We start from the raw sequence: 20219 nt of genomic DNA on the forward strand, positions 1-20219 counted from the left end.
AGGGCGAGACAAGGTTCCTCCGGCTCCGCCGGGCGTGCGAAACTTGCGGCCATGTCCGACGCCCCGTCCAGCACGCTCATCGACCTCGCCCGCGCCTACGGCGTCGCCACCGACTACTGGGACTGGAAGGGCAACCACGTCCAGGTGTCCGCCCACACCATCAGCACCGTGCTGAGCGTGTTCGACGTGGACGCATCCGATGAACAGTCCGCCCGGGCAGCGCTTGACCAGCGCGAACTCGAGCCGTGGCGCCGCGTCGTCCCACGTGTGATCGTCCTGCGCGAAGGCTGGACGCCGTGGGTCGCGTTGCATACGGCCGACGGGGCGCCCAGCGAGGCAAGGCTGCGGTTGGAGGACGGGCGCACTCGAGAGGTCGCCGTCGTCGAACGGTTCGTCGAACCGCGCGAGATCGACGGCGAGATGGTCGCCGAGACCACGATCGAACTGCCCGGCGACCTGCCGCTCGGTTATCACGAACTGATCGTGTCGGTCGGACAGAAGCCGGTGGACGACGCAGCGCCCGCCGCGGAGTCCGTAGCGACGACCGACGGGGCGAAGGCCACACCCCGCCCGACGCAGGAGCACCGCGCGCCGGTGATCGTGACGCCGGAGAAGGTCAGCCTGCCGGCCGCGCTGGAGAACGACAGCGTGTGGGGTCTGATGACCCAGCTGTACACCGTGCGTTCCGAGCGTTCGTGGGGCATCGGCGACGCCGCCGACCTCGCCGAACTCGGTACCTGGGGCGCTCGCCAGGGTGCCGACTTCGCACTGATCAACCCGGTGCACGCCGCCGAACCGGTCGCGACGATGGAGCCCTCGCCGTACCTGCCGACCTCGCGCCGCTTCGTCAACCCGATGTACATCCGGGTCGAGGAAGTACCGGAGATCGGTTACCTGTCCGCAGCCGAACACCAACTCGTGGAGTGGCACAGCGACGACGCCCGCCGGTTGAACAAGCTCGCTCAGCTCGACCGTGACGGCTCCTGGGAGGCCAAGCGGGCCGCCCTGCGGATGATCTTCCGTACCGAACGCACGCACCGCCGCGCTCGCGAGTTCGAGGAGTTCGTGACCCGCGAGGGCCAGGGCCTCATCGATTTCGCCACCTGGTCGGCCATCGTCGTCGACCGCGGGTTGCCCTGGGAGACATGGCCGCAGGAGCTACGCGACCCACGCAGCGAGGCCGTTGCTGCCGAGCGGGAACGTCTGGCCGACGAGGTCGAGTTCCAGTGCTGGTTGCAGTGGATCGTGCAGAGCCAGTTGACCGATGCCCAGCGGGAACTGCGCGCCGCCGGCATGGGTGTCGGCGTCGTCCACGACCTCGCAGTCGGCGTGCACCCCGGTGGCGCGGACGCCTGGGCGCTCGGAGACGTGCTCGCCCACCAGGTGAGCGTCGGCGCCCCGCCGGACGACTACAACCAGATGGGGCAGGACTGGAGCCAGCCGCCGTGGCGCCCGGACCGCCTGGCCGAACTCGGGTACGCGCCGTTCCGCGACATGCTTCGCACCGTGCTGCGCATGGCAGGCGGCATCCGCGTCGACCACATCCTCGGACTCTTCCGTCTGTGGTGGGTGCCGCGCGGGGAGTCCCCGAAGAACGGCACCTACGTGCGCTACGACCACGAGGCGATGGTCGGCATCCTGGCGCTCGAGGCCCAGCGCGCCGGCGCCGTCGTGATCGGCGAAGACCTCGGCACGGTCGAGGACTGGGTCCGTGACTACCTGCTGGAGCGCGGCCTGCTCGGCACGTCGATCCTGTGGTTCGAGCGCAAGGACGGCTCCGCTCCGCGTGCCCCCGAGACCTATCGGTCGCTGTGCCTGGCGAGCGTCACCACGCACGACCTGCCGCCCACCGCCGGGTACCTGCAGGGAGAGCACATCGCGGTGCGTCACGAACTTGGTCTGCTCACTCGTCCGTTGGAGGAGGAGATCGCCGAGGACGACGCTCAGCGCGAGGCAGTGCTGTCGGAGTTGCGCGAGCGGGGTCTGCTCAAGGAGAAGGCCGGCATCGAGGAGCAGGTCGACGCCCTGCACAAGTACCTCGCATGGGCACCGAGCAAGATGCTCGGAGTCTCGGTGAACGACCTGGTCGGTGACGTGCGCACGATCAACCAGCCGGGTACCGACGAGGAGTACCCGAACTGGCGTCTGCCTCTTGCAGACGGCAACCACAAGCTGGTCACGCTGGACGAGGTGATGATCAGTCGTCGCGCCAAGCGACTGATCCGATGCGTGAACCACCGCGACGCCGAGCCGCAGAACTGACCGCACGAAACGCACGGCCCCGCTCCGATCGGAGCGGGGCCGTGCGTTTCGTGCGATGGATCAGAGCGTAGCGTCGTATGCCTGCGCGGTGAGGGCCCGCTGGACGTCGTCGCGGTGCTCGGTCACCACACGCACCAGACCGGCCGGCGCGGACGCGTTCTCGTCCAGCCATTGCTGAGCTGCACCGAGCAGATCCGGCGAGGTCAGCGACACCGGGAACGCCAGGTTGGCGATGCTCTGACCGATGTGGAACGTTCGGTCTGCCCACATCGAAGTCAGCATGGCGAAGTACTTGTCCGCATAGGGGGCGAGCAGTTGCCGGTCGTGCACCCGCTGCAGACCCTTGCCGATCGCCTCGATCGTTTGGTTGGGCAGACCCGGAGTCTCGACCAGCTTGCTCCACGCCTCGGCCTTCGCCTCGGGGGTGGGCAGCGCCGCCCGCACGAGGGCGGCCCGTTCCTTGCCGCTGGCGGTCGCGTCCTTCTGCTCCTCGGCGGCGATCTCGTCCTCCTGCGCGGCCCCTGCGGCGGCGAGTGACGTGAGCAACGACCAGCGCAGATCCTGGTCGATCGCCAGGCCCTCGAACGACTCCTGACCCGACAGCAGACCTCGCACCAACGCGACATCGTCCTTGGTGGACGCGTACGCGGCGAACGCCTCGGTGAGCTGCAACTGGGCGTCCGAACCAGGAGCTGCCTGGGACGCGGCCTCGCGCAACGTGGCGGTGACGTGCGCACGCACCTCGTCCTGCGCGTCCGGGCTGATGTACAGCTCGGTCAGCTGGCGCAGCACGGTGAGCATCATCCGCAGGATTCCCGAGTGGGTCTCCTTGCCGACGAGCACCTGGAGCACCGAGACGAGGTCGCGGCCACGCAGCTGCGCATCACGCGTCATGTCCCACAGGGCACCCAGCACGAGCGCGCGGGGGAGTGAGTCGAACCCTTCGGGCTGCTCGATCACCGCCGCCATCGACGCGTCGTCCAGGCGGATCTTGGCATAGGCCAGGTCGTCGTCGTTGAGCAGGATCACGCCGGGATGCGTCGTGCCGACGAGTGCGTCGACGCTCGTGCTCGCGCCGTCCACGTCAACCTCGACGCGGTTGGTACGAACCCACGAATCGCCCTGGCGCTCATAGCAACCCACAGCGAGGCGGTGCGGGCGCAGTGTCGGGAGCTCCTCGGTGGCCGTCTGCTCGATGACGAAGGACGAGATCGTGCCGTCGTCGCCCGTCTCCAGCTTCGGAGTGAGGGTGTTGACGCCCGCGGTCTCCAGCCAGAGCGCCGACCACGCCTTCAGGTCGCGGCCGGAGGCGTCCGCAAGTTCTGTCAGCAGGTCGGGCAGGGTCGTGTTGCCCCACGCGTACTTGGCGAAATAGGAGCGCAGACCCTGCACGAACCGGTCGCGGCCGACGTACGCGACGAGTTGCTTCAGCACGGACGCACCCTTGGCGTAGGTGATGCCGTCGAAGTTGGACTCGACGTCCTCGAGGTCGCCGATGTCGGCGACGATCGGGTGGGTGGAGCTCAGCTGGTCCTGGTTGTAGGCCCAGGTCTTCTCCAAGATCGAGAAGGTCGTCCAGGCCTCGTCCCATTCGGTCGCTTCCGCCTGGCAGACGGTGGACGCCCACTCGGCGAACGACTCGTTGAGCCACAGGTCGTTCCACCACTTCATGGTGACCAGGTCGCCGAACCACATGTGCGCGAGTTCGTGCAGGATCGTGAGCGCGCGGCGTTCGATCTTCGCGTCCGAGACCTTCGAACGGAAGATGTAGATCTCGTTGAAGGTCACGCAGCCGGCGTTCTCCATCGCCCCCGCGTTGTATTCGGGGGTGAAGATCTGGTCGTACTTCTCGAACGGGTACTCGCAGTCGAACTCGTTCTCGAAGAACTCGAATCCGCGTTTGGTGCAGTCGAACACGTTGTCGGAGTCGAGGAACTCGCTCAACGACCTGCGGCAGTAGATCGCCAGCGGCACCTCGCCGCGACGGGTCGAGACGCTGTCGCGGACGACGTCGTACGGGCCTGCGACGAGCGCAGTGATGTAGGACGACATGACCGGGGTGGCCCCGAACGACCAGGTTGCGGTCGGGCGCTCGTTGCCGGAAGGGTCGCGCCAGGTGTGCTCGGCGGGCTGCGGTTCGGGGGTCGGCTGGTTGGAGACGATCTGCCAATGGGCGGGCGCGGTGACGGTGAAGCGGAACGTGGCCTTGAGGTCGGGCTGATCCCACACGGCGAACATCCGGCGGCAGTCGGCGACCTCGAACTGGCTGTAGAGGTAGACCTCGTTGTCGACCGGGTCGACGAAACGGTGCAGGCCCTCACCGGTGTTCATGTAGGTGCCGGTGCCTTCGACCCGCAGCCGGTTCTCGCCGGAGCGCACCGTCAACGCGATGCGCGCACCGTCGTAACTGCCGGCGGCGTCGAGCGATTCGCCGTTGAGTTCGAGGCCGGTGACGGTGCCGTCGACGAAGTCGATGAAGGTGTCGCCGTCCTGCTCGGCGGTGAAGACCACCTCGGTGACGGATCCGAACGTTTTCTCCTCGCTCGTCAGATCGAGGGTCACGTCATAGGACGCGACGTCGATCAGTGTCGAGCGGCCCTCGGCCTCGGTACGGGTCAGGTTGGTGGTTGCCACCGATGAACTCCTTCGTGGGGATCCGGACGTGAGCACTTCGTCGGGCGCACGCGGACGACATGCTCCCACGCGGGCGTCCGACGCGTTTGGCAGGATGAGCACGTGACTGACACCGACGCCCCGCAGGGCGGCCGAAAGACGGCCGAGATGTTCTTCGATCCGATGTGCCCGTGGGCCTGGATGACCTCCCGCTGGATGATGCAGGTCGAGCAGGTCCGTGACGTCGACGTCACCTGGTCGGTGATGTCGCTCAGCGTCCTCAACGAGGGCCGCGATCTGCCGCAGAGCTACCGCGAGATGCTCGACCGCGGGTGGCTGCCGGTGCGAACGGTGATCGCCGCCGAACTCTCGGTGCCGCAGGACGAGCGGAACGACGTCCGTAAGAAGCTGTACGACGCGATGGGTCAGCGCATCCACCTCGAAGGCCGCGGACGCGACGAGAAGGACCTGCGTCAGGTCTGCGTCGAGGCGCTCGAGGACGCCGGTCTGCCGGCCGATCTGATCGACCGCGCCGAGAACGTCCCCGGTGACGAGGTCGACCAGGCGTTGCGTGCTTCGCATCAGCGGGCGATCGACCTGGTCGGTGACGAGGTCGGGACGCCGGTCGTGGCGTTCGAGGGCGTCGCGTTCTTCGGCCCGGTGGTCACCCCGGCACCCAAGGGCGAGGCCGCCGGCAAGCTCTGGGACGGCTGCCTGCTGGTCGCCGGCACGCCCGGCTTCTACGAACTCAAGCGCACCCGCGACGCCGACCCCGACTTCAGCTGAAAGAGAGAGAAGCCTCATGCGAGTTCACATCGGTGGCGACCACGCCGCCTACGAGATGCAGCGCGGCCTGGTCGAATGGCTGGTCGAGCAGGGCCACGAGGTCGTCGACCACGGTCCGGCGCAGTACGACGAGCATGACAACTACCCGGTCTATGTGCTGCGCGCCGCCGAAGGTGTCGCCGCAGACCCGGGATCGTTGGGCATCGTGCTCGGCGGGTCCGGCAACGGCGAGCAGATGGCGGCCAACAAGGTGAAGGGCATCCGCGCGGCGCTGTGCTACTCGACGGAGTTGGCGCAGCTCGCCCGTGAGCACAACGACGCTCAGATCATCTCGTTGGGTGGACGCTTCCATACCCAGGAACAGGCCCAGGCGATGGTGAAAGTGTTCCTCGAGACGCCGTACGCCGGAGTTGCCCGTCATCAGCGGCGCTTGGACATGGTGACTGCGTATGAGAACAGTGGAGAGTTGCCCGCCGAGGACTAGCCCGACACACCCGCACGGGTGCTTGGCGGGAGGGCAGGGTACGCCCCTCGCGGCTCGATGGGGGAGAAACGGGTATGGATTTGTCCAACTTCATTTCCCTATACATCGCCGGACGGTTAGCGTTGCGGCATGGGAATCGAGCAATCGCTGTCACCGGGACTGTCGTCCCGGCCGATGCGCTGGCTCCTGCGTCGGCAGCGGACGGCGGCACCCACCTTCGACCTGCCACGCTCGGCCTGGATCATCACCGCCGCAATCGTCACGATCGCGACTTTCCTGGTGTTGTTGTTCGAGGTTCGTCCCGACTACAGCTACGGCCTCTTCCTCCCGCCGGTGCTCGCGAGCGGTCTGATGCTCAGTGGCCGGCTCATGGGGGTCGCGCTCGCTTATTGCTGTCTGGCGTTCGTCCTGGTCGCCTTCATCCGCACCCCCGACCTCACCGAGCGTGCGGCCACCAGCGCGATCGCGATCGGCGTGACCGCCGCCATCGTGGCGGCCCTGGACCGCACCTGGACGCGCAGCAGCGGCATCTCCCACCAGGTTGCGGCGACCCTGCTCACCGACCTGCGCCAGCGGCACGAGGTGCAGACCCACATGCCCGACCTGCCGCCGGGCTGGAGTCTCGACAGCGCGGTGATGCCCGCTCACGACGAGGCGTTCTGCGGCGACGTTGTGGTCGGTTGCGAGGTCAGCGGAGTCTTCAATGCTGCGGTGCTCGATGTGTCGGGCAAGGGCTCGACCGCCGGATCCCGGGCCGTGTTGCTCGGTGGCGCTGTCTCCGGTCTGCTCGGTGCCCTTGAACCGTCCCGCGTCCTGCCCGCCATCAACGACTACCTGGTCCGTCAGGGCTGGACCGACGGTTTTGCGACCGCGACCCACGTCGCCGTCGACCTCGCCGACGGTGCCTTCTCGCTCGGTTCGGCCGGGCATCCTGCCGCCGTGCAGTTCCACGCCGGCACCGGACGCTGGGAAGCGATGACCACTGAGGCCGGGGTCGTCCTCGGCATCATCGACCACCTCACCGAGCGCGACTATCCCCGGGTGCGCGGGCAATTGCTGCCCGGCGACATCCTGGTGCTGTTCAGTGACGGCGTCGTGGAGCACAAGGACGTCGACATCTCCCAGGGCGTCGACCGCATGCTCGGTCATGCGGAGCGCGAGATAAGTTCCTCGATCGTGGGCTCGGCCAAGCGCATCTGCCAGACCGCCCGGGCCGGCGAGACCGACGACCGCACGGTCGTCGTCCTGCGCCGTAACTGACACCTCTCGCCGACTTCGGTTCGGCGGCCTTTCCGGCCGTCGATTTCGCCCTTGTGTGCGGCAATGCGCGAGTTATCGACAGTTGCGCACGCTATGACCTGCGCGACCGTCGATAACTCGCGCATCTAGTACAGGCGAAGCCCGGACGTCGGGGTAGCCGGATTCGAACCGGCGGCCTTCCGCTCCCAAAGCGGACGCGCTACCAAGCTGCGCCATACCCCGTATCGGTATGTCTGCCGACCGGTTTTTGCTGCGGTCGGCAGAGTAGGTAGGCTAACCCCTCGGTACATCAGACCGGACGTCGGGCCGCCCGACGCGAAGGTCGCCGGTGTTCCGTGCGGGCGTAGCTCAATGGTAGAGCCTCAGTCTTCCAAACTGATTACGCGAGTTCGATTCTCGTCGCCCGCTCCAGTAATGAGCGAGACCGTTCCCAACCCTTTGGAGTGCCTGTAGTGAAGAGCGCCGTCGAGACCCTCAACCCGACCCGGGTCAAGCTGACCGTCGAGGTGCCGTTCGAGGAGCTCAAGCCGAGCCTGGACGCCGCGTACACCGCGATCGGCAACCAGGTTCAGATCCCCGGCTTCCGCAAGGGCAAGGTGCCGGCCCGGATCATCGAGCAGCGCTTCGGCCGCGGTGCGGTCGTCAGCGAGGCGATCAACGAGGCCCTGCCGAACTTCTACGCCCAGGCCATCGAGGAGAACGACCTGCAGCCGCTGGGTCAGCCCGAGGTCGACGTGACCGGCGCTCCGACCGAGGGCGACGACCCGCTGGTCTTCACCGCCGAGGTCGACGTGCTTCCCGAGTTCGACCTGCCCGACTTGTCGGTCATCAAGGTCGAGGTCGACCCGCTGAAGGTCACCGACGAGGACGTCGACGCCGAGGTCGAGGCGCTGCGTGAGCGTTTCGGCACCCTGAAGACCGTCGAGCGCGCCGCCACCAAGGGCGACTTCGTGACGATCGACCTCAAGGCGTCCATCGGTGACGAGGAGATCGACAGCGTCGAGGGCATCTCCTACGAGGTCGGTGCGGGCAACATGCTCGAGGGCATGGACGAGGCACTCGAGGGCCTGAAGGCCGGCGAGTCCAAGGACTTCACCGCGGCGCTGGCCGGTGGCGAGCACGAGGGTCAGGACGCGTCCTGCACCGTGACGCTGCAGGCGGTCAAGGAGCGCGAGCTGCCCGAACTCGACGACGATTTCGCCCAGCTGGCCTCCGAGCACGACACGATGGACGAACTGCGTGAGCAGTTGAGCCAGCAGGCGGAGAACTCCAAGCGTTTCCAGCAGGGTGTGCAGGCGCGTGACAAGGTGCTGGAGCACTTGCTCGAGAATGTCGACATCGCGTTGCCGCAGAGCATCATCGACGCCGAGGTCAACAACCACCTCGAGGGCGAAGGCCGCATGGACGACGACGAGCACCGCGCGGAGGTCGACGAGTCGACCCGCCGGGCGCTGAAGTCACAGATCCTGCTGGACAAGATTGTGGCGCAGGACGACGTCAAGGTCTCCCAGGAGGAACTCATCGAGTACCTCATCATGTCGGCGCAGCAGTACGGCATGGACCCGAACACCTTCGCGCAGGCGCTCGACCAGCAGGGCCAGGTGCCGCAGGTGATGTCCGAGGTCGGTCGGCGCAAGGCGCTGGCGTCCGTCCTGGAGAAGGTCGAGGTTGTCGACACCGACGGCAACACCGTCGACCTGAACCAGGAGATGGAGGTCGAGGACGACTTCGACGGCGAACTCGGCGGCAGCGACGAGGACGACGTCGAGACGGAGACCGAGACCGAGACCGCCGATGTTTCGACCGAGGTCGAGGACGAGGGCACGAAGGACGCCTGATCAGGCTCCGCACGATCCACTGCGCGAACACCGTGTGAAGGCGCACGAGCACCCGCTCGTGCGCCTTCGCCGTCCCCGGGGCGGACCGACCGAAAAATGTGCGGACGGCGGCTCTTGCGCTCAGGGCGAACAAGGGTCCGGGTCGGGACGAAACCGTCGGTGGTGCGCGTTAGGGTCGAGTGGAAGTGGACATCGGTCCCGTAGGAACGACAGAACGAACAGATGGAGTAACGATGACGGAGCGCAGCAACGCGCCGGTCGGCACGCCGGTCGGCATGGCCACCCAGCCGGTCGCCGGCCTCGACGACCAGATCTACAACCGGCTGCTCAAGGAACGCATCATCTTCCTGGGCTCGGACGTTCGCGACGACAACGCGAACGCCATCTGCGCGCAGCTGCTGCTGTTGGCGGCCGAGGACCCGGAGAAGGACATCTGGCTGTACATCAACAGCCCCGGTGGTTCGGTGACCGCAGGTATGGCGATCTACGACACGATGAACTGGATCCCCAACGACGTCGCGACCGTGGCGATGGGCCTGGCTGCCTCCATGGGCCAGTTCCTGCTCTCGGCCGGCACCAAGGGCAAGCGCTACGCCACCCCGCACGCGCGCATCATGATGCACCAACCCTCCGGTGGTATCGGCGGTACGGCCTCCGACATCCGTACCCAGGCCGAACTGCTGCTGGGCATGAAGAAGGAACTCGCCGAACTCATCGCCGAGCACACCGGCCAGTCGGTCGACCAGGTCGAGAAGGACTCCGACCGCGACCGTTGGTTCTCGGCCCGTGAGGCCAAGGAGTACGGCTTCGTCGACCACGTCTTCGAGCGTTCGGTCGACGCCCCGGGTGAGGTGCAGGCATGAGCTACTCGATGAATCCGCTTGGAGCACAGATGAATTCGAACAACCAGGGCGGGCTCTACGTGCCGCCGAGCAACCGCTACATCCTTCCGCAGTTCGAGGAGCGCACCTCGTACGGCATGAAGCGGTCCGACCCGTACAACAAGCTGTTCGAGGACCGCATCATCTTCCTCGGCGTGCAGGTCGACGACGCGTCCGCGGACGACATCATCGCCCAGTTGGTCGTGCTGGAGAGCCAGGACCCCGACCGCGACATCCTCATGTACATCAATAGCCCGGGTGGTTCGTTCACCGCGCTGACCGCGATCTACGACACGATGCAGTACATCCAGCCGGATGTGCAGACCTTCGTGATCGGTCAGGCCGCCTCGGCTGCCGCCGTCCTGCTCGGCGCGGGTGCACCGGGCAAGCGGTTCGCACTGCCGAACGCGCGCATCCTGATCCACCAGCCGGCGATGGAGGGCTCGGGCGGTACGGCCTCCGACCTGGAGATCACCGCCAACGAGATCTTCCGGATGCGTGACTGGCTGGAGCAGACGATCGCCACGCACACCGGCCGTTCCAAGGAGCAGGTCGAGCGTGACATCGAGCGCGACAAGATCCTGACCGCCGCCGAGGCCAAGGAGTACGGCCTCATCGACGAGGTGCTGGCTTCGCGTAAGGCCTCGCTTCAGCCGTGAGCGCCCGGTGATGGTGCGCACGTGACGTGAGGGTCCCGATCCCGGGTGGATCGGGGCCCTCAGCGTTAAGCCCTCGGCGGACACGCGTGACGCGACGCCCGACACCGGGGTTCAATGAAGGTGGATGTCGTAGCCAGCAGGTAGCGTCGTCCGAGTCATGCGAACCAAGGACGCATGACGAGTCGAGCAGGGAGAAGGAAGCGCGTGGCACGTATGGGAGAGAGCAGCGATCTGCTGAAGTGCTCGTTCTGCGGAAAGAGCCAGAAGCAGGTCAAGAAGCTCATCGCCGGACCGGGCGTCTACATCTGCGACGAGTGCATCGACCTGTGCAACGAGATCATCGAGGAAGAGCTGGCCGAGACCAGCGAGCTGGGCCTGGAGAAGCTGCCCAAGCCCAAGGAGATCTTCGAGTTCCTCGAGCAGTACGTCATCGGTCAGACTCCCGCCAAGCGTTCGCTGGCCGTCGCGGTCTACAACCACTACAAGCGCATCCAGGCCGCCGAGCAGGCGCCGAAGAAGGACGCCGACGGTGTCGAGATCGCCAAGAGCAACATCCTGCTGATCGGCCCGACCGGGTGCGGCAAGACCTACCTGGCGCAGACCCTCGCCCGCATGCTCAACGTCCCGTTCGCGATCGCCGACGCCACCGCGCTGACCGAGGCCGGTTATGTCGGTGAAGACGTCGAGAACATTCTGCTGAAGCTGATCCAGGCCGCCGACTTCGATGTGAAGAAGGCCGAGACCGGCATCATCTACATCGACGAGATCGACAAGGTCGCCCGCAAGAGCGAGAACCCCTCGATCACCCGCGACGTCTCCGGCGAGGGCGTGCAGCAGGCGCTGCTGAAGATCCTGGAAGGCACCAGCGCCTCGGTGCCCCCGCAGGGCGGACGCAAGCACCCACACCAGGAGTTCATCCAGATCGACACCACCAATGTGTTGTTCATCGTAGGTGGAGCGTTCGCCGGCCTGGAGAAGATCATCGAGAGCCGCGCCGGCCGGCAGGGCCTGGGCTTCGGCTCCGAACTGCGTCAGGCGTCCGACCCGATGTCCAGCTTCGCCGAGGTGCTGCCCGAGGACTTGATGAAGTTCGGTCTGATTCCCGAGTTCATCGGGCGTCTGCCGGTCATCACCACCGTCGAGCCGATCGACCGCGACGGCCTGGTGTCGATCCTCACTGAGCCGCGCAACGCGTTGGTGAAGCAGTACCAGAAGATGTTCGAGATCGACGGCGTCGAGTTGGAGTTCACCCCGGACGCGATCGAGGCCGTTGCCGAGCAGGCGAACCTGCGGGGCACCGGCGCTCGCGGCCTGCGCGCGATCATGGAAGAGGTGCTCATGCCGGTCATGTTCGACGTCCCCAGTGACGACGACATCGCTCGTGTTGTGGTCACTCGTGAGGTCGTGCTCGACAACGTCCTGCCGACGATCGTGAAGCGCGAGCCCCGCAAGCGCACGCAGCGCAAGGAATCTGCCTGACAGACAACGAAATCGGCCCCCTCGAGATCCATCTCGAGGGGGCCGATCTGTTTGGTCGCGTGGCGGACTCACTCGAAGTAGACGGCCACGCGGCGTCCGCGCGCCTCGAGCACCTCGACGTCCACCTCGTACACCTCACGCAGCACGTCCGGGTCGATGATGAGTTCGGGGGAGCCCTGCGCGAGCACCCGACCGTCGCGCATCGCGATGATCTGGTCGCAGTAGGCGGCGGCGATGTTGATGTCGTGCAGCACAACGACGACGGTCTTGCCGAGGTCGTGCACCAGTGACCGCAGGCGTTGCATCATCGCGACCGCGTGCTTGATGTCGAGGTTGTTCAGTGGCTCGTCGAGCAGGATGTGTGGGGTGTCCTGCGCGAGCACCATTGCGATGAACGCGCGTTGTCGTTGGCCGCCGGACAGCTGGTCGAGGTAGCGGTCGCGCAGGTCGACCAGATCGGCGAAACGGATCGCCTCCTCGACGTGGCGGTGGTCCTCGGGGCGCAGGCGTCCCTTGCAGTGCGGGAAACGTCCGAAGCGGACCAGATCGGCGACGGTCAGCCGCGCGGTGAGGTGGTTTTCCTGCCGCAGGATCGACACGACCTTGCTGATCTCGACGTTGGGGCTGTGCTGCACGTCGAGCCCGCCGACCAGGGCGCGCCCGTCGGTGGGCTTCAGCAGACGCCCGGTCACCGACAGCAGCGTCGATTTGCCCGCTCCGTTCGGACCGACGAGCGCCGTCAGGCGACCGTCCGGGATCGACAAGGACGGGACGTCGAGCACGGTGGCCTCGTCGTAGCGGACGGTGAGGTCGTGGAGCTCGATCACAGGCGGACTCTCCTCATGAGCAGGTAGATGAAGTAGGCGCCGCCGATCAGATTGATCACGACCGACAGCGGCGCGCCGAAGTTGAGGACACGGCTGACCAGCAACTGACCGAACACCGTGGCGCAGATGCCGACCAGCATCGCGCCGAGGATCAACGGACCATGCCCGGGGGAGGCGACGACCTGGCGGGCGATATTGGCGACGATCAGGCCGAGGAAGGTCATCGGTCCGACCAGTGCCGTGGAACTGGCGACCAGCACGGTGATCACCGTGAGCGTCAGGCCGACGACCAAGCGGTAGCGCAGGCCGAGGATGATCGCGCGCTCGGTGCCGAGGTTCAGCAGGTCGAGGTACTTCAGCAGTGGAACGCATGCCGCCACAGCCACGGCGGTGAGGACTGCTGTCACCTTCAGCACCGACTCGTCGGCCGTACTGAAGGAGGCGAACATGATGTCCTGCACGGTCAGGAAGTCGGTGGGGGACAGCATCCGGGAGGCGAAGGACCCCAACGAGGAGAACAACGCGCTGCACACCATCCCGATGAGCACCATCACCACAAGGTTGCGCCCGGAGACATGCAACAGCAGTCCGAAGATAACCACGCCGAACAGGCTCAACGCTGCGGCATTCAGAACAGTCGTGGTGACCGGTGACATGCCGACGAGCGTGTCGGTGCCGAGCATCAGCACGATCAGCGTGCCGAGCAGCACGTACAGCGCATCGAATCCCATCACTCCGGGAGTCAGCAGGGGAGAACCGGCGAGGGTCTGGAAGAGAACGGCCGAGACACCGCACGAGACGCCGGCGATGACCAGGGTCGCGAGCTGGCGACGGCGCAGGTCGAGCGCGTAGGAACTGGCGCTCGGCAGGTCCCAGAACTGGTAGACCGCGACGGCGGCAACGGCGACGGCCGCCAGAACCAGGAGTCCGGTGTGGATCCGACGGCGGCGGGCACGCTCGAACTCGGTGACGATGGGCCGGTCGGCAGGTGCGTGATCGGCAGGGCGCGTGGCGGTCGTGGTCATCGCAGGTCACCTCGCGCAGCCCGCAGGATCAGCACGATGAACACTGCGGCACCGATGATGCCGGCGATGGTTGCGAACGGCACCTCGTACGGGAATCGCACCAAGCGTCCGACCAGGTCGCAGGCCACGACAAAACCGGCGCCGGCCAGCGCGGTGATCGGCAGCACGCGTCGGACGTTGTCGCCGAGCATCATCGAGACGATGTTCGGCACGATCAGGCCGAGGAAGGGGATCGCCCCGACGACGACCACGACGAGCGCGGCCATCATCGAGACCACCACCAGGCCGATGTACAGGACGCTGCGGTACTTGACGCCGAGGTTGGTGGCGACGTCCTCACCCATACCGACGACGGTGAAGCGGTCGGCGAACAAATAGCCGATCGCGCCGACGGCGAGCACCAGGTAGAGCGGTTCGTAGGTGCCTTCGCGCAGCGACGAACCGGCGCCGGTCGTCCAGAGTTCGAGCATCTGCATCAGGTCGGCCTGGTAAGCCAGGTAGGCACCGACCGCGCCGAGGACACCGCCGTACATCATGCCCACGAGCGCGACGGTGAGCGTGTCGGCCCGGCTCAGGGTCTGCAGCAGGAAGAGAAATCCGATGGTGCCGATGATCGCGGTACCGATCGCAAAACCCATCTGCGCCAGCAGGCCGGCGGACGGGACGAGGAGCGCGCTGGCGATGACGCCCAGCACGGCGGCCTCGACGGTGCCCGAGGTACTCGGTGAGACGAAGCGGTTGCCGGTGATTCGCTGCATGATCAGACCCGCGACCGCCATAGCGGCACCTGCCAGCAGCAGCGCGACCAATCGAGGGATGCGCGAGACGCGCAGGATTTCCCACTGCGCGGCGTTCGGGCTGAAGACGTCGAGCGGGCCGACGCCCGCGACGCCGACACCGAGCGACAGTGCGCTCAGGACGACGACCAGGACGCCGGCCACGGACACCGGGGACGGACGCAGCGAACGACCCTCCCCGGACGCCTTCACTGCGGTGGCCGAAGCGCTCACAGCACCTTGGTGAGGTCGTTCGCAGCGGCGATGTAGGACAGCGGCGTGTCCGAGGCGAGGTACCAGGAGAAGCCGTCGACGGTGGAGATCTTCTTGTTCTTTGCGGCGTCGGTCTTGTTGACCAGCCCGGAGTTCAACACGTCGAGCGCGGGCTTGCCGGGCTGGCCGATCGCGCGGCTGCGGTCCAGCACCACGATGCGACTCGGGTTGTACTTCAGGAAGAACTCCTGGTTGATCTCGTCGCCGTGACCACCGTCCTTCTTCAACGGTGCGTTCACCGGCTTGAATCCGAACTCGGACCAGACGGCGCTGAAGCGCGAGCCGGGCCCGTACGCGCCGACCTTCCCGCCGGAGACCTGGACGAACATCGTCGTGCCGCCGGCCTTGGCGGCCTTGGTCTTGACATCACTGATCGACTTGTCCATCGCGGCGAGGTTCGTCCTGGCCTGCGCGGACTTGCCCCAGATGGAGGCGAGCGTCTCGTAGCGGTCGGCGATGACCTCCATGCGCTGCTTCGGGTCATCGGTGCGCACGGACATGTCGATCACATTGGGAGTGATCTTGCTCATTTCCTTCAGCACCTTCGCATTACCCGAACGGCCACCGATGATGATCAGATCGGGCTCGAGTTCGGCGATGCCCTCATAGTCGGGTTCGAACAGCGTGCCGACCGTCTTGACCGACTTCAGCGGCGTCAAGTCGGTGGGTAGTTCACCGTTGGCCTTCGGCAGGGCGGCGATCGGCACACCGAGCTGGGTCAGGCTGCGGGCGACGCTCCAGTCGAGGACGACGACCTTGCCGGGGTTCGCGGCGACCTTCACCGAACGCCCCTGAGCGTCCTTGACGATCACCGTGCCGTTGGCCTTGTCGGCGGAGGTCGCGGAGTTCTGGCCGGTACCGGCGGCAGTCTCGGTCTTCTTCTCGGCGGACGCAGAGCCGCAGGCGGTGAGGACCAGGCCGAGTGCGGCGGTCAGGGCGATGGTGCGGGCTGAGCGTGAAGCGGAGACGAGCACGGGGAAACCTTTCCGAGGCTGCATAAGGTGCCTAAGGTAACTAAGGCGCACCTAATCGTCCAACCCGGGGGTCTACTCGGCCGGTCAGTCGGTCGGGACGTGCGTACGTGCGACGGCGACGAAGGTGGCGGCGATCACGAAGAGTCCGAGCGGCACGAGCCAGCCGGCCGATGGGCGCGGTGCGCCGGTGGCGAGCAACACCAGGGATGCGCCCGCTGCGACGAGAGCGCTCGCTGTGAGGGTACGAGTGGCCCAGCGGTTCAGCACCGGTCTCGCGATCGACGTCTGATCCGCGCCACCGGTCGCCAGCAGGAAGCAGCACTGGAACCCCAGCAGGCACAGCGCCGCGGGCAGGCTCCACCAGGTGTCGGGGGCGAAACCGGCGGAGACCCAGGTCCAGACGGCGGCCAGACCGAGCAGCCCGACGGAGGCGCCGGTGGTCTCGAAGGCGGTGACCCACGCTGCCACGGCGAGAGTGATCAGGGGTATGGGATCGGGTGCTCCGCCGAACGAGGTGACAGCAGCGAACAGCGCGACGAACATCCACGCCGTCAGGTGCGCGATGCGGCGATCCCGGTGCATCGACGCCCATCGGGACAGCAGCCGGCTCATCGGGCAGCCGCCCGCGCGGGAGGTCGCCGAGCCAACCGGCGCATGACATCGTCCAGCGTTCCCGGCCCATGCCACGCGACCACCGGCACTCCGCGACGACGCAGGGCATCGATCTCCATCTGCCGCTCGAGAAGCCGGATCCTCATGGCGATCAGGTGTCCCGGGTCCTGTACTGCGTCGAGTGGTTCGGTCGGCAAAGTGTCGACGACCACGATGGTGAGACCGCGTGCTGCGAGGGTGGCCGCGACGGTCGAGGCGAATTGACCGAGCAGCGGCGACATCATGACGACCGTGGCTCCCGACGGAATGTTCCATCGCAAGCCGGACGCATCTCGATCACCGAGCCGGCCGGGGTTCACGGCGCTGAGCAGATCGAGCACACGGCGATGGTGCTGCAGACCGAGGGACGGCCGCAGATTCAACGGTCGTTCGCTGCCCACCACTCGCAGCCCGACCCGGTCACCCTGGCGCAGGAAGAACTCGCTGATGCCCGCTGCCGCCCGCAGGCCGGTGTCGATCGTGGTCCCTCGCGACCGGTCACCGAAGTCGACCGAAGCGTCGACCACGAGATGGACTTCGGCGTCCTGTTCGGCGTAGTTGGTGCGACTGTGCAACGTGCCCGTGCGAGCGGTCAGCGGCCAGTGCACCGAGCGCAGCCGGTCTCCCGGCCGGAACTCGCGCACGTCGGCGAACTCGGTGCCGGAACCGGGACGACTCGAACGGTGCAGGCCGACGAGGCCGATCGGATGTGGCACCGGGGTGCGACTGTCGAAAGCCTCGGCACGGGGCAGGGCTCTCGCTTCGAGCGGCGGTAGGTGGAGCGCACCGAAGCGGTAGGCGCCCCACGGTGACGAGAACTGAACGTGGACGCCGCCGACCCACACCGGGCCGGTTCGGCTCGGCCACCAGGTCAGCTCGATCCGGTGGACGTCCGCCAGGGCCGATGTCACGGATTTGTCCCAGCGCACCCGTGCCGTCCGGTCCGTCTGGACGGTCCACGACTCCGCGCCGTCCAGACCGCGCGCTTCGACGATCAACCTGGTGCGCTCGGCTTCGGTCGGGGTCGTCCGTTCCAAACCATGCCGGACCGTCGGTCGGGACCTCGGGCGGGTGGCGATGGACCACGTGCTCAACACGATGAAGGGCAGACCGAGGACGAGCAGATCGGCTCGGCGGAACGCGACAGCGGCTGCGAGCAGCACGCCTGCCCACAGGATCAGCTGCAGCAGCAGCGAACTCGGCACCCAGCGGGTGGGCTTGTCCTCAGCCATCGACGCGGGCGGGTGCGACGGTCACGGAAGGCGCCGGAACGCTCGACAGCAATTCGTCGACGATGGTCGACGTGGACAGATTCGACATCCACAGCTCCGGGCGCAGATTGATCCGGTGACCGAGTACGGCGGGGGCGATGGCCTTGACGTCGTCCGGGGTGACGAAGTCCCGGCCGCGGATCACCGCGATCGCACGCGAAACGAGCATGAGCGCCAAAGATCCTCGGGGTGATGCACCGATGAGGACGTGCTGGTGGCTGCGGGTCGACGAAGCGAGGTTCACGCAGTATGCACGGACGGTGTCCTCGACGTGAACCTGCTCGACGGACCGTTGCATGGCGAGCAGGCCGGCCGGGTCGGTGACGGAGTCCAGGACGGTCGCCTCCTGTTGGCGTTTCATCCGCCGGGTGAGGACCCCCAATTCGTCTGCTGCAGAGGGGTATCCGAACGAGACGCGGGTGAGGAACCGGTCGAGTTGTGCCTCGGGCAGGGGATAGGTGCCCTCGTACTCGACGGGGTTCGCGGTCGCGAGGACGTGGAACGGTTCCGGGAGGGGGAAGGTGCGTCCCTCGACAGTCACCTGGCGTTCCTGCATCGCCTCCAACAGCGCAGCCTGCGTCTTGGGTGGCGTTCGGTTGATCTCGTCGGCGAGCAACAGTCCGGTGAAGACGGGGCCGGGTCGGAAGTCGAAGTCGCTTCGGGACTGGTCGAACACGAACGACCCGGTGAGGTCTGACGGCAACAGGTCGGGTGTGAACTGCGCACGGGTGAAGTCGAGACCCAGCGCCTGGGCCAGGCTGCGGGCGGCAAGAGTCTTGCCGAGTCCGGGGTTGTCCTCGAGCAGCACGTGCCCACCGGCGAGGACGGTCGCCAGCACGGTTTCCAGCGGACCACGTTTGCCCACGACCACCTCTTCGACCCGGTCCAGGAGGCGGCCGGCAAGATCCGAGGTCTCGGCGACGGTGAGGTGCTGGGTCATAGTTGCTCGATTCGATCGACGATGGCGTTGAGGTCGGCGCGGGTCAGGCGGGGCGGGGGATCGGACTCCAGGTAGGCGCGCAACTCCTGGGGGAGTTCCTTCGACGAGACGAACTGTGCCCCGGAGGGATTGATCCGATGCTCCACCACAGTGCGCAGTGACCGTTGAAGGTTTCGATCGGCGTGCCCGACCCGGTGAGTCTTGGCGGTGACGTCGCAGCAGAGGTTGTGCAGGGTGAACAGGCGACCCTCGTTGCGGGTGGACGGTTCGTAGCTCTCGTCCCGAGTGTGCAGGTTGTTCGTGATCGACCACCCCTCTCGCACATCGCGGACGTAACCGGTGCAGACGGCGATCACGATGCCGCCCGCGATGAGCGCCGGAAGGTTCGCCGGGGTGTCGAACACACGCAGCACGGCCCAGAAGCTCGCACCGAACACTGCGCCGATCGCGATGCGTTTGAGCCAACGCCGGAACTCGGGCTCATTCACGGGTCCCGACCTCTTCTCGCGCTCCGAACGAGTGCTGGATTCGGTCCAGGGCGTCCTGCGCAGCGAGGCGGTGTTCGTCGGTGAGTGGGTGGTCGGAGAACCGCGCCTCGCGGTAGAGGTCGGCCAGTTCGTCGAGTGCGTCGTCGTCGACATCCAGGTCGGACATCACCCGCTGCATCACATCTGTGGCCGTCTCGGACGGGTGTGCCTGCAGTCCGAGTGCCGCGACCCCCTCCAGGAGGGCCGTCCAGCACGCGATCACCGCGTTCGAGGGGGTGTCGGTGCGCAGCAGCTCCCGGCTCCGGTTGACCGTCTCCTCGATCGCCGCTTTGCTGTCCTGCTCCGGCTCCGGAACGGTGCGCTCCCAGCGCAGTCGCAACAATGCACGTACCCCGAGCAAAAGCAAGCACAACAGCGCGATTGCGGCGGCCACGACGATCGCCTTGATCACCCATTCGGTGAAGGCCAACGGGGTCGAGTCACCGCCACCGGCCATCGGCGGTTTCGGGATGTCGGTGCGCGTCGGCGTCTGTCGGGGCTGCCGCTCCGGGCGACTGCCGGTAGGCGTGCCGATGACCGGGTCACCGGTGGAGACAACCGCAACAGTGGCCAACCCGAAGACCGCGGAGGCGACCAGCACGGGCACCATCCACGGCGCGCGCGCTTCCCGTCGACTCATGCACCGACCCTATGCGTCACGTCCTACGTTGTCCTGCAACTGGATCCTGGGCC

General features: G+C 66.7%; 18 protein-coding genes and 2 tRNA genes. 9 read left to right on the forward strand and 11 right to left on the reverse strand.

Annotated elements, in window-relative coordinates:
• Positions 1–51: 51 nt before the first annotated feature.
• Positions 52–2262: a 4-alpha-glucanotransferase gene (gene malQ, locus EU513_RS05440; protein ID WP_129624877.1), complete on the forward strand. Its 2211-nt coding sequence runs from the start codon at positions 52–54 to the stop codon at positions 2260–2262.
• A gap of 60 nt (positions 2263–2322) precedes the next feature.
• On the opposite strand, the gene pepN is transcribed toward malQ, so the two are convergent.
• Positions 2323–4896: an aminopeptidase N gene (pepN, locus tag EU513_RS05445; RefSeq protein ID WP_129624878.1), complete on the reverse strand. Its 2574-nt coding sequence runs from the start codon at positions 4894–4896 to the stop codon at positions 2323–2325.
• A 147-nt stretch (positions 4897–5043) separates the two neighbouring features.
• Here pepN and EU513_RS05450 point away from each other — a divergent pair, with 147 nt between their 5' ends.
• From EU513_RS05450 to EU513_RS05460, 3 genes are all read left to right on the forward strand, one after another.
• The gene (locus EU513_RS05450; protein ID WP_129624970.1) at positions 5044–5661 is read left to right on the forward strand and encodes a disulfide bond formation protein DsbA; all 618 of its coding nucleotides are present in this window, start codon (positions 5044–5046) and stop codon (positions 5659–5661) included.
• A 16-nt stretch (positions 5662–5677) separates the two neighbouring features.
• Positions 5678–6145, forward strand: a complete 468-nt coding sequence (locus EU513_RS05455; RefSeq protein WP_129624879.1) for a ribose-5-phosphate isomerase — start codon at positions 5678–5680, stop codon at positions 6143–6145.
• Between the two features lie 129 nt (positions 6146–6274).
• Positions 6275–7405: a PP2C family protein-serine/threonine phosphatase gene (locus tag EU513_RS05460; RefSeq protein WP_129624880.1), complete on the forward strand. Its 1131-nt coding sequence runs from the start codon at positions 6275–6277 to the stop codon at positions 7403–7405.
• Positions 7406–7553: 148 nt separating this feature from the next.
• Here EU513_RS05460 and EU513_RS05465 read toward each other — a convergent pair.
• Positions 7554–7627: transfer RNA gene (locus tag EU513_RS05465), tRNA-Pro, on the reverse strand.
• Positions 7628–7742: 115 nt separating this feature from the next.
• On the opposite strand from EU513_RS05465, the gene EU513_RS05470 reads away from it, so the two are divergent.
• The 5 genes from EU513_RS05470 (at position 7743) to clpX (ending at position 12262) form a co-directional block, all read left to right on the forward strand.
• Positions 7743–7816, forward strand: a tRNA-Gly gene (locus EU513_RS05470).
• Positions 7817–7857: 41 nt separating this feature from the next.
• The gene (tig, locus tag EU513_RS05475; protein WP_129624881.1) at positions 7858–9243 is read left to right on the forward strand and encodes a trigger factor; all 1386 of its coding nucleotides are present in this window, start codon (positions 7858–7860) and stop codon (positions 9241–9243) included.
• A 275-nt stretch (positions 9244–9518) separates the two neighbouring features.
• Positions 9519–10106 carry an ATP-dependent Clp protease proteolytic subunit gene (locus EU513_RS05480; protein WP_129624971.1) on the forward strand — a complete coding sequence of 196 codons (588 nt, stop codon included), beginning with the start codon at positions 9519–9521 and terminating at the stop codon, positions 10104–10106.
• A 29-nt stretch (positions 10107–10135) separates the two neighbouring features.
• Positions 10136–10783 carry an ATP-dependent Clp protease proteolytic subunit gene (locus EU513_RS05485; protein ID WP_129624882.1) on the forward strand — a complete coding sequence of 216 codons (648 nt, stop codon included), beginning with the start codon at positions 10136–10138 and terminating at the stop codon, positions 10781–10783.
• Positions 10784–10987: 204 nt separating this feature from the next.
• A complete protein-coding gene (gene clpX / locus EU513_RS05490; protein WP_129624883.1) occupies positions 10988–12262 on the forward strand; it encodes an ATP-dependent Clp protease ATP-binding subunit ClpX in 1275 nt (424 codons plus the stop codon).
• A gap of 68 nt (positions 12263–12330) precedes the next feature.
• On the opposite strand, the gene EU513_RS05495 is transcribed toward clpX, so the two are convergent.
• The 9 genes from EU513_RS05495 to EU513_RS05535 all read right to left on the reverse strand — a co-directional run bounded on the left by EU513_RS05495 (position 12331) and on the right by EU513_RS05535 (position 20166).
• The gene (locus EU513_RS05495; protein ID WP_129624884.1) at positions 12331–13089 is read right to left on the reverse strand and encodes an ABC transporter ATP-binding protein; all 759 of its coding nucleotides are present in this window, start codon (positions 13087–13089) and stop codon (positions 12331–12333) included.
• Complete coding sequence (locus EU513_RS05500) at positions 13086–14114, reverse strand: iron chelate uptake ABC transporter family permease subunit (protein WP_129624885.1); 1029 nt, start codon at positions 14112–14114, stop codon at positions 13086–13088. Before EU513_RS05500 ends, EU513_RS05495 begins: the two co-directional genes overlap by 4 nt.
• On the reverse strand, positions 14111–15124 hold the full coding sequence (locus EU513_RS05505) for an ABC transporter permease (protein ID WP_129624886.1): 1014 nt from the start codon (positions 15122–15124) through the stop codon (positions 14111–14113). The genes EU513_RS05500 and EU513_RS05505 overlap by 4 nt, the downstream gene beginning before the upstream one ends.
• Complete coding sequence (locus tag EU513_RS05510; protein ID WP_240795931.1) at positions 15121–16137, reverse strand: siderophore ABC transporter substrate-binding protein; 1017 nt, start codon at positions 16135–16137, stop codon at positions 15121–15123. The genes EU513_RS05505 and EU513_RS05510 overlap by 4 nt, the downstream gene beginning before the upstream one ends.
• Positions 16138–16221: 84 nt before the next feature.
• The gene (locus EU513_RS05515) at positions 16222–16749 is read right to left on the reverse strand and encodes a hypothetical protein (RefSeq protein WP_129624888.1); all 528 of its coding nucleotides are present in this window, start codon (positions 16747–16749) and stop codon (positions 16222–16224) included.
• On the reverse strand, positions 16746–18020 hold the full coding sequence (locus EU513_RS05520) for a DUF58 domain-containing protein (protein WP_129624889.1): 1275 nt from the start codon (positions 18018–18020) through the stop codon (positions 16746–16748). The genes EU513_RS05515 and EU513_RS05520 overlap by 4 nt, the downstream gene beginning before the upstream one ends.
• Positions 18013–18999: a MoxR family ATPase gene (locus EU513_RS05525; protein ID WP_129624890.1), complete on the reverse strand. Its 987-nt coding sequence runs from the start codon at positions 18997–18999 to the stop codon at positions 18013–18015. Before EU513_RS05525 ends, EU513_RS05520 begins: the two co-directional genes overlap by 8 nt.
• Positions 18996–19487, reverse strand: a complete 492-nt coding sequence (locus EU513_RS05530; RefSeq protein WP_129624891.1) for a hypothetical protein — start codon at positions 19485–19487, stop codon at positions 18996–18998. The genes EU513_RS05525 and EU513_RS05530 overlap by 4 nt, the downstream gene beginning before the upstream one ends.
• Positions 19480–20166, reverse strand: coding sequence for a DUF4129 domain-containing protein (locus EU513_RS05535; protein ID WP_129624892.1), 687 nt, complete (start codon positions 20164–20166; stop codon positions 19480–19482). The genes EU513_RS05530 and EU513_RS05535 overlap by 8 nt, the downstream gene beginning before the upstream one ends.
• Between the last annotated feature and the right edge of the window lie 53 nt (positions 20167–20219).

It is taken from the genome of Yimella sp. RIT 621 (genome assembly GCF_004146205.1).
Classification (GTDB): Bacteria; Actinomycetota; Actinomycetes; order Actinomycetales; family Dermatophilaceae; genus Yimella; species Yimella lutea.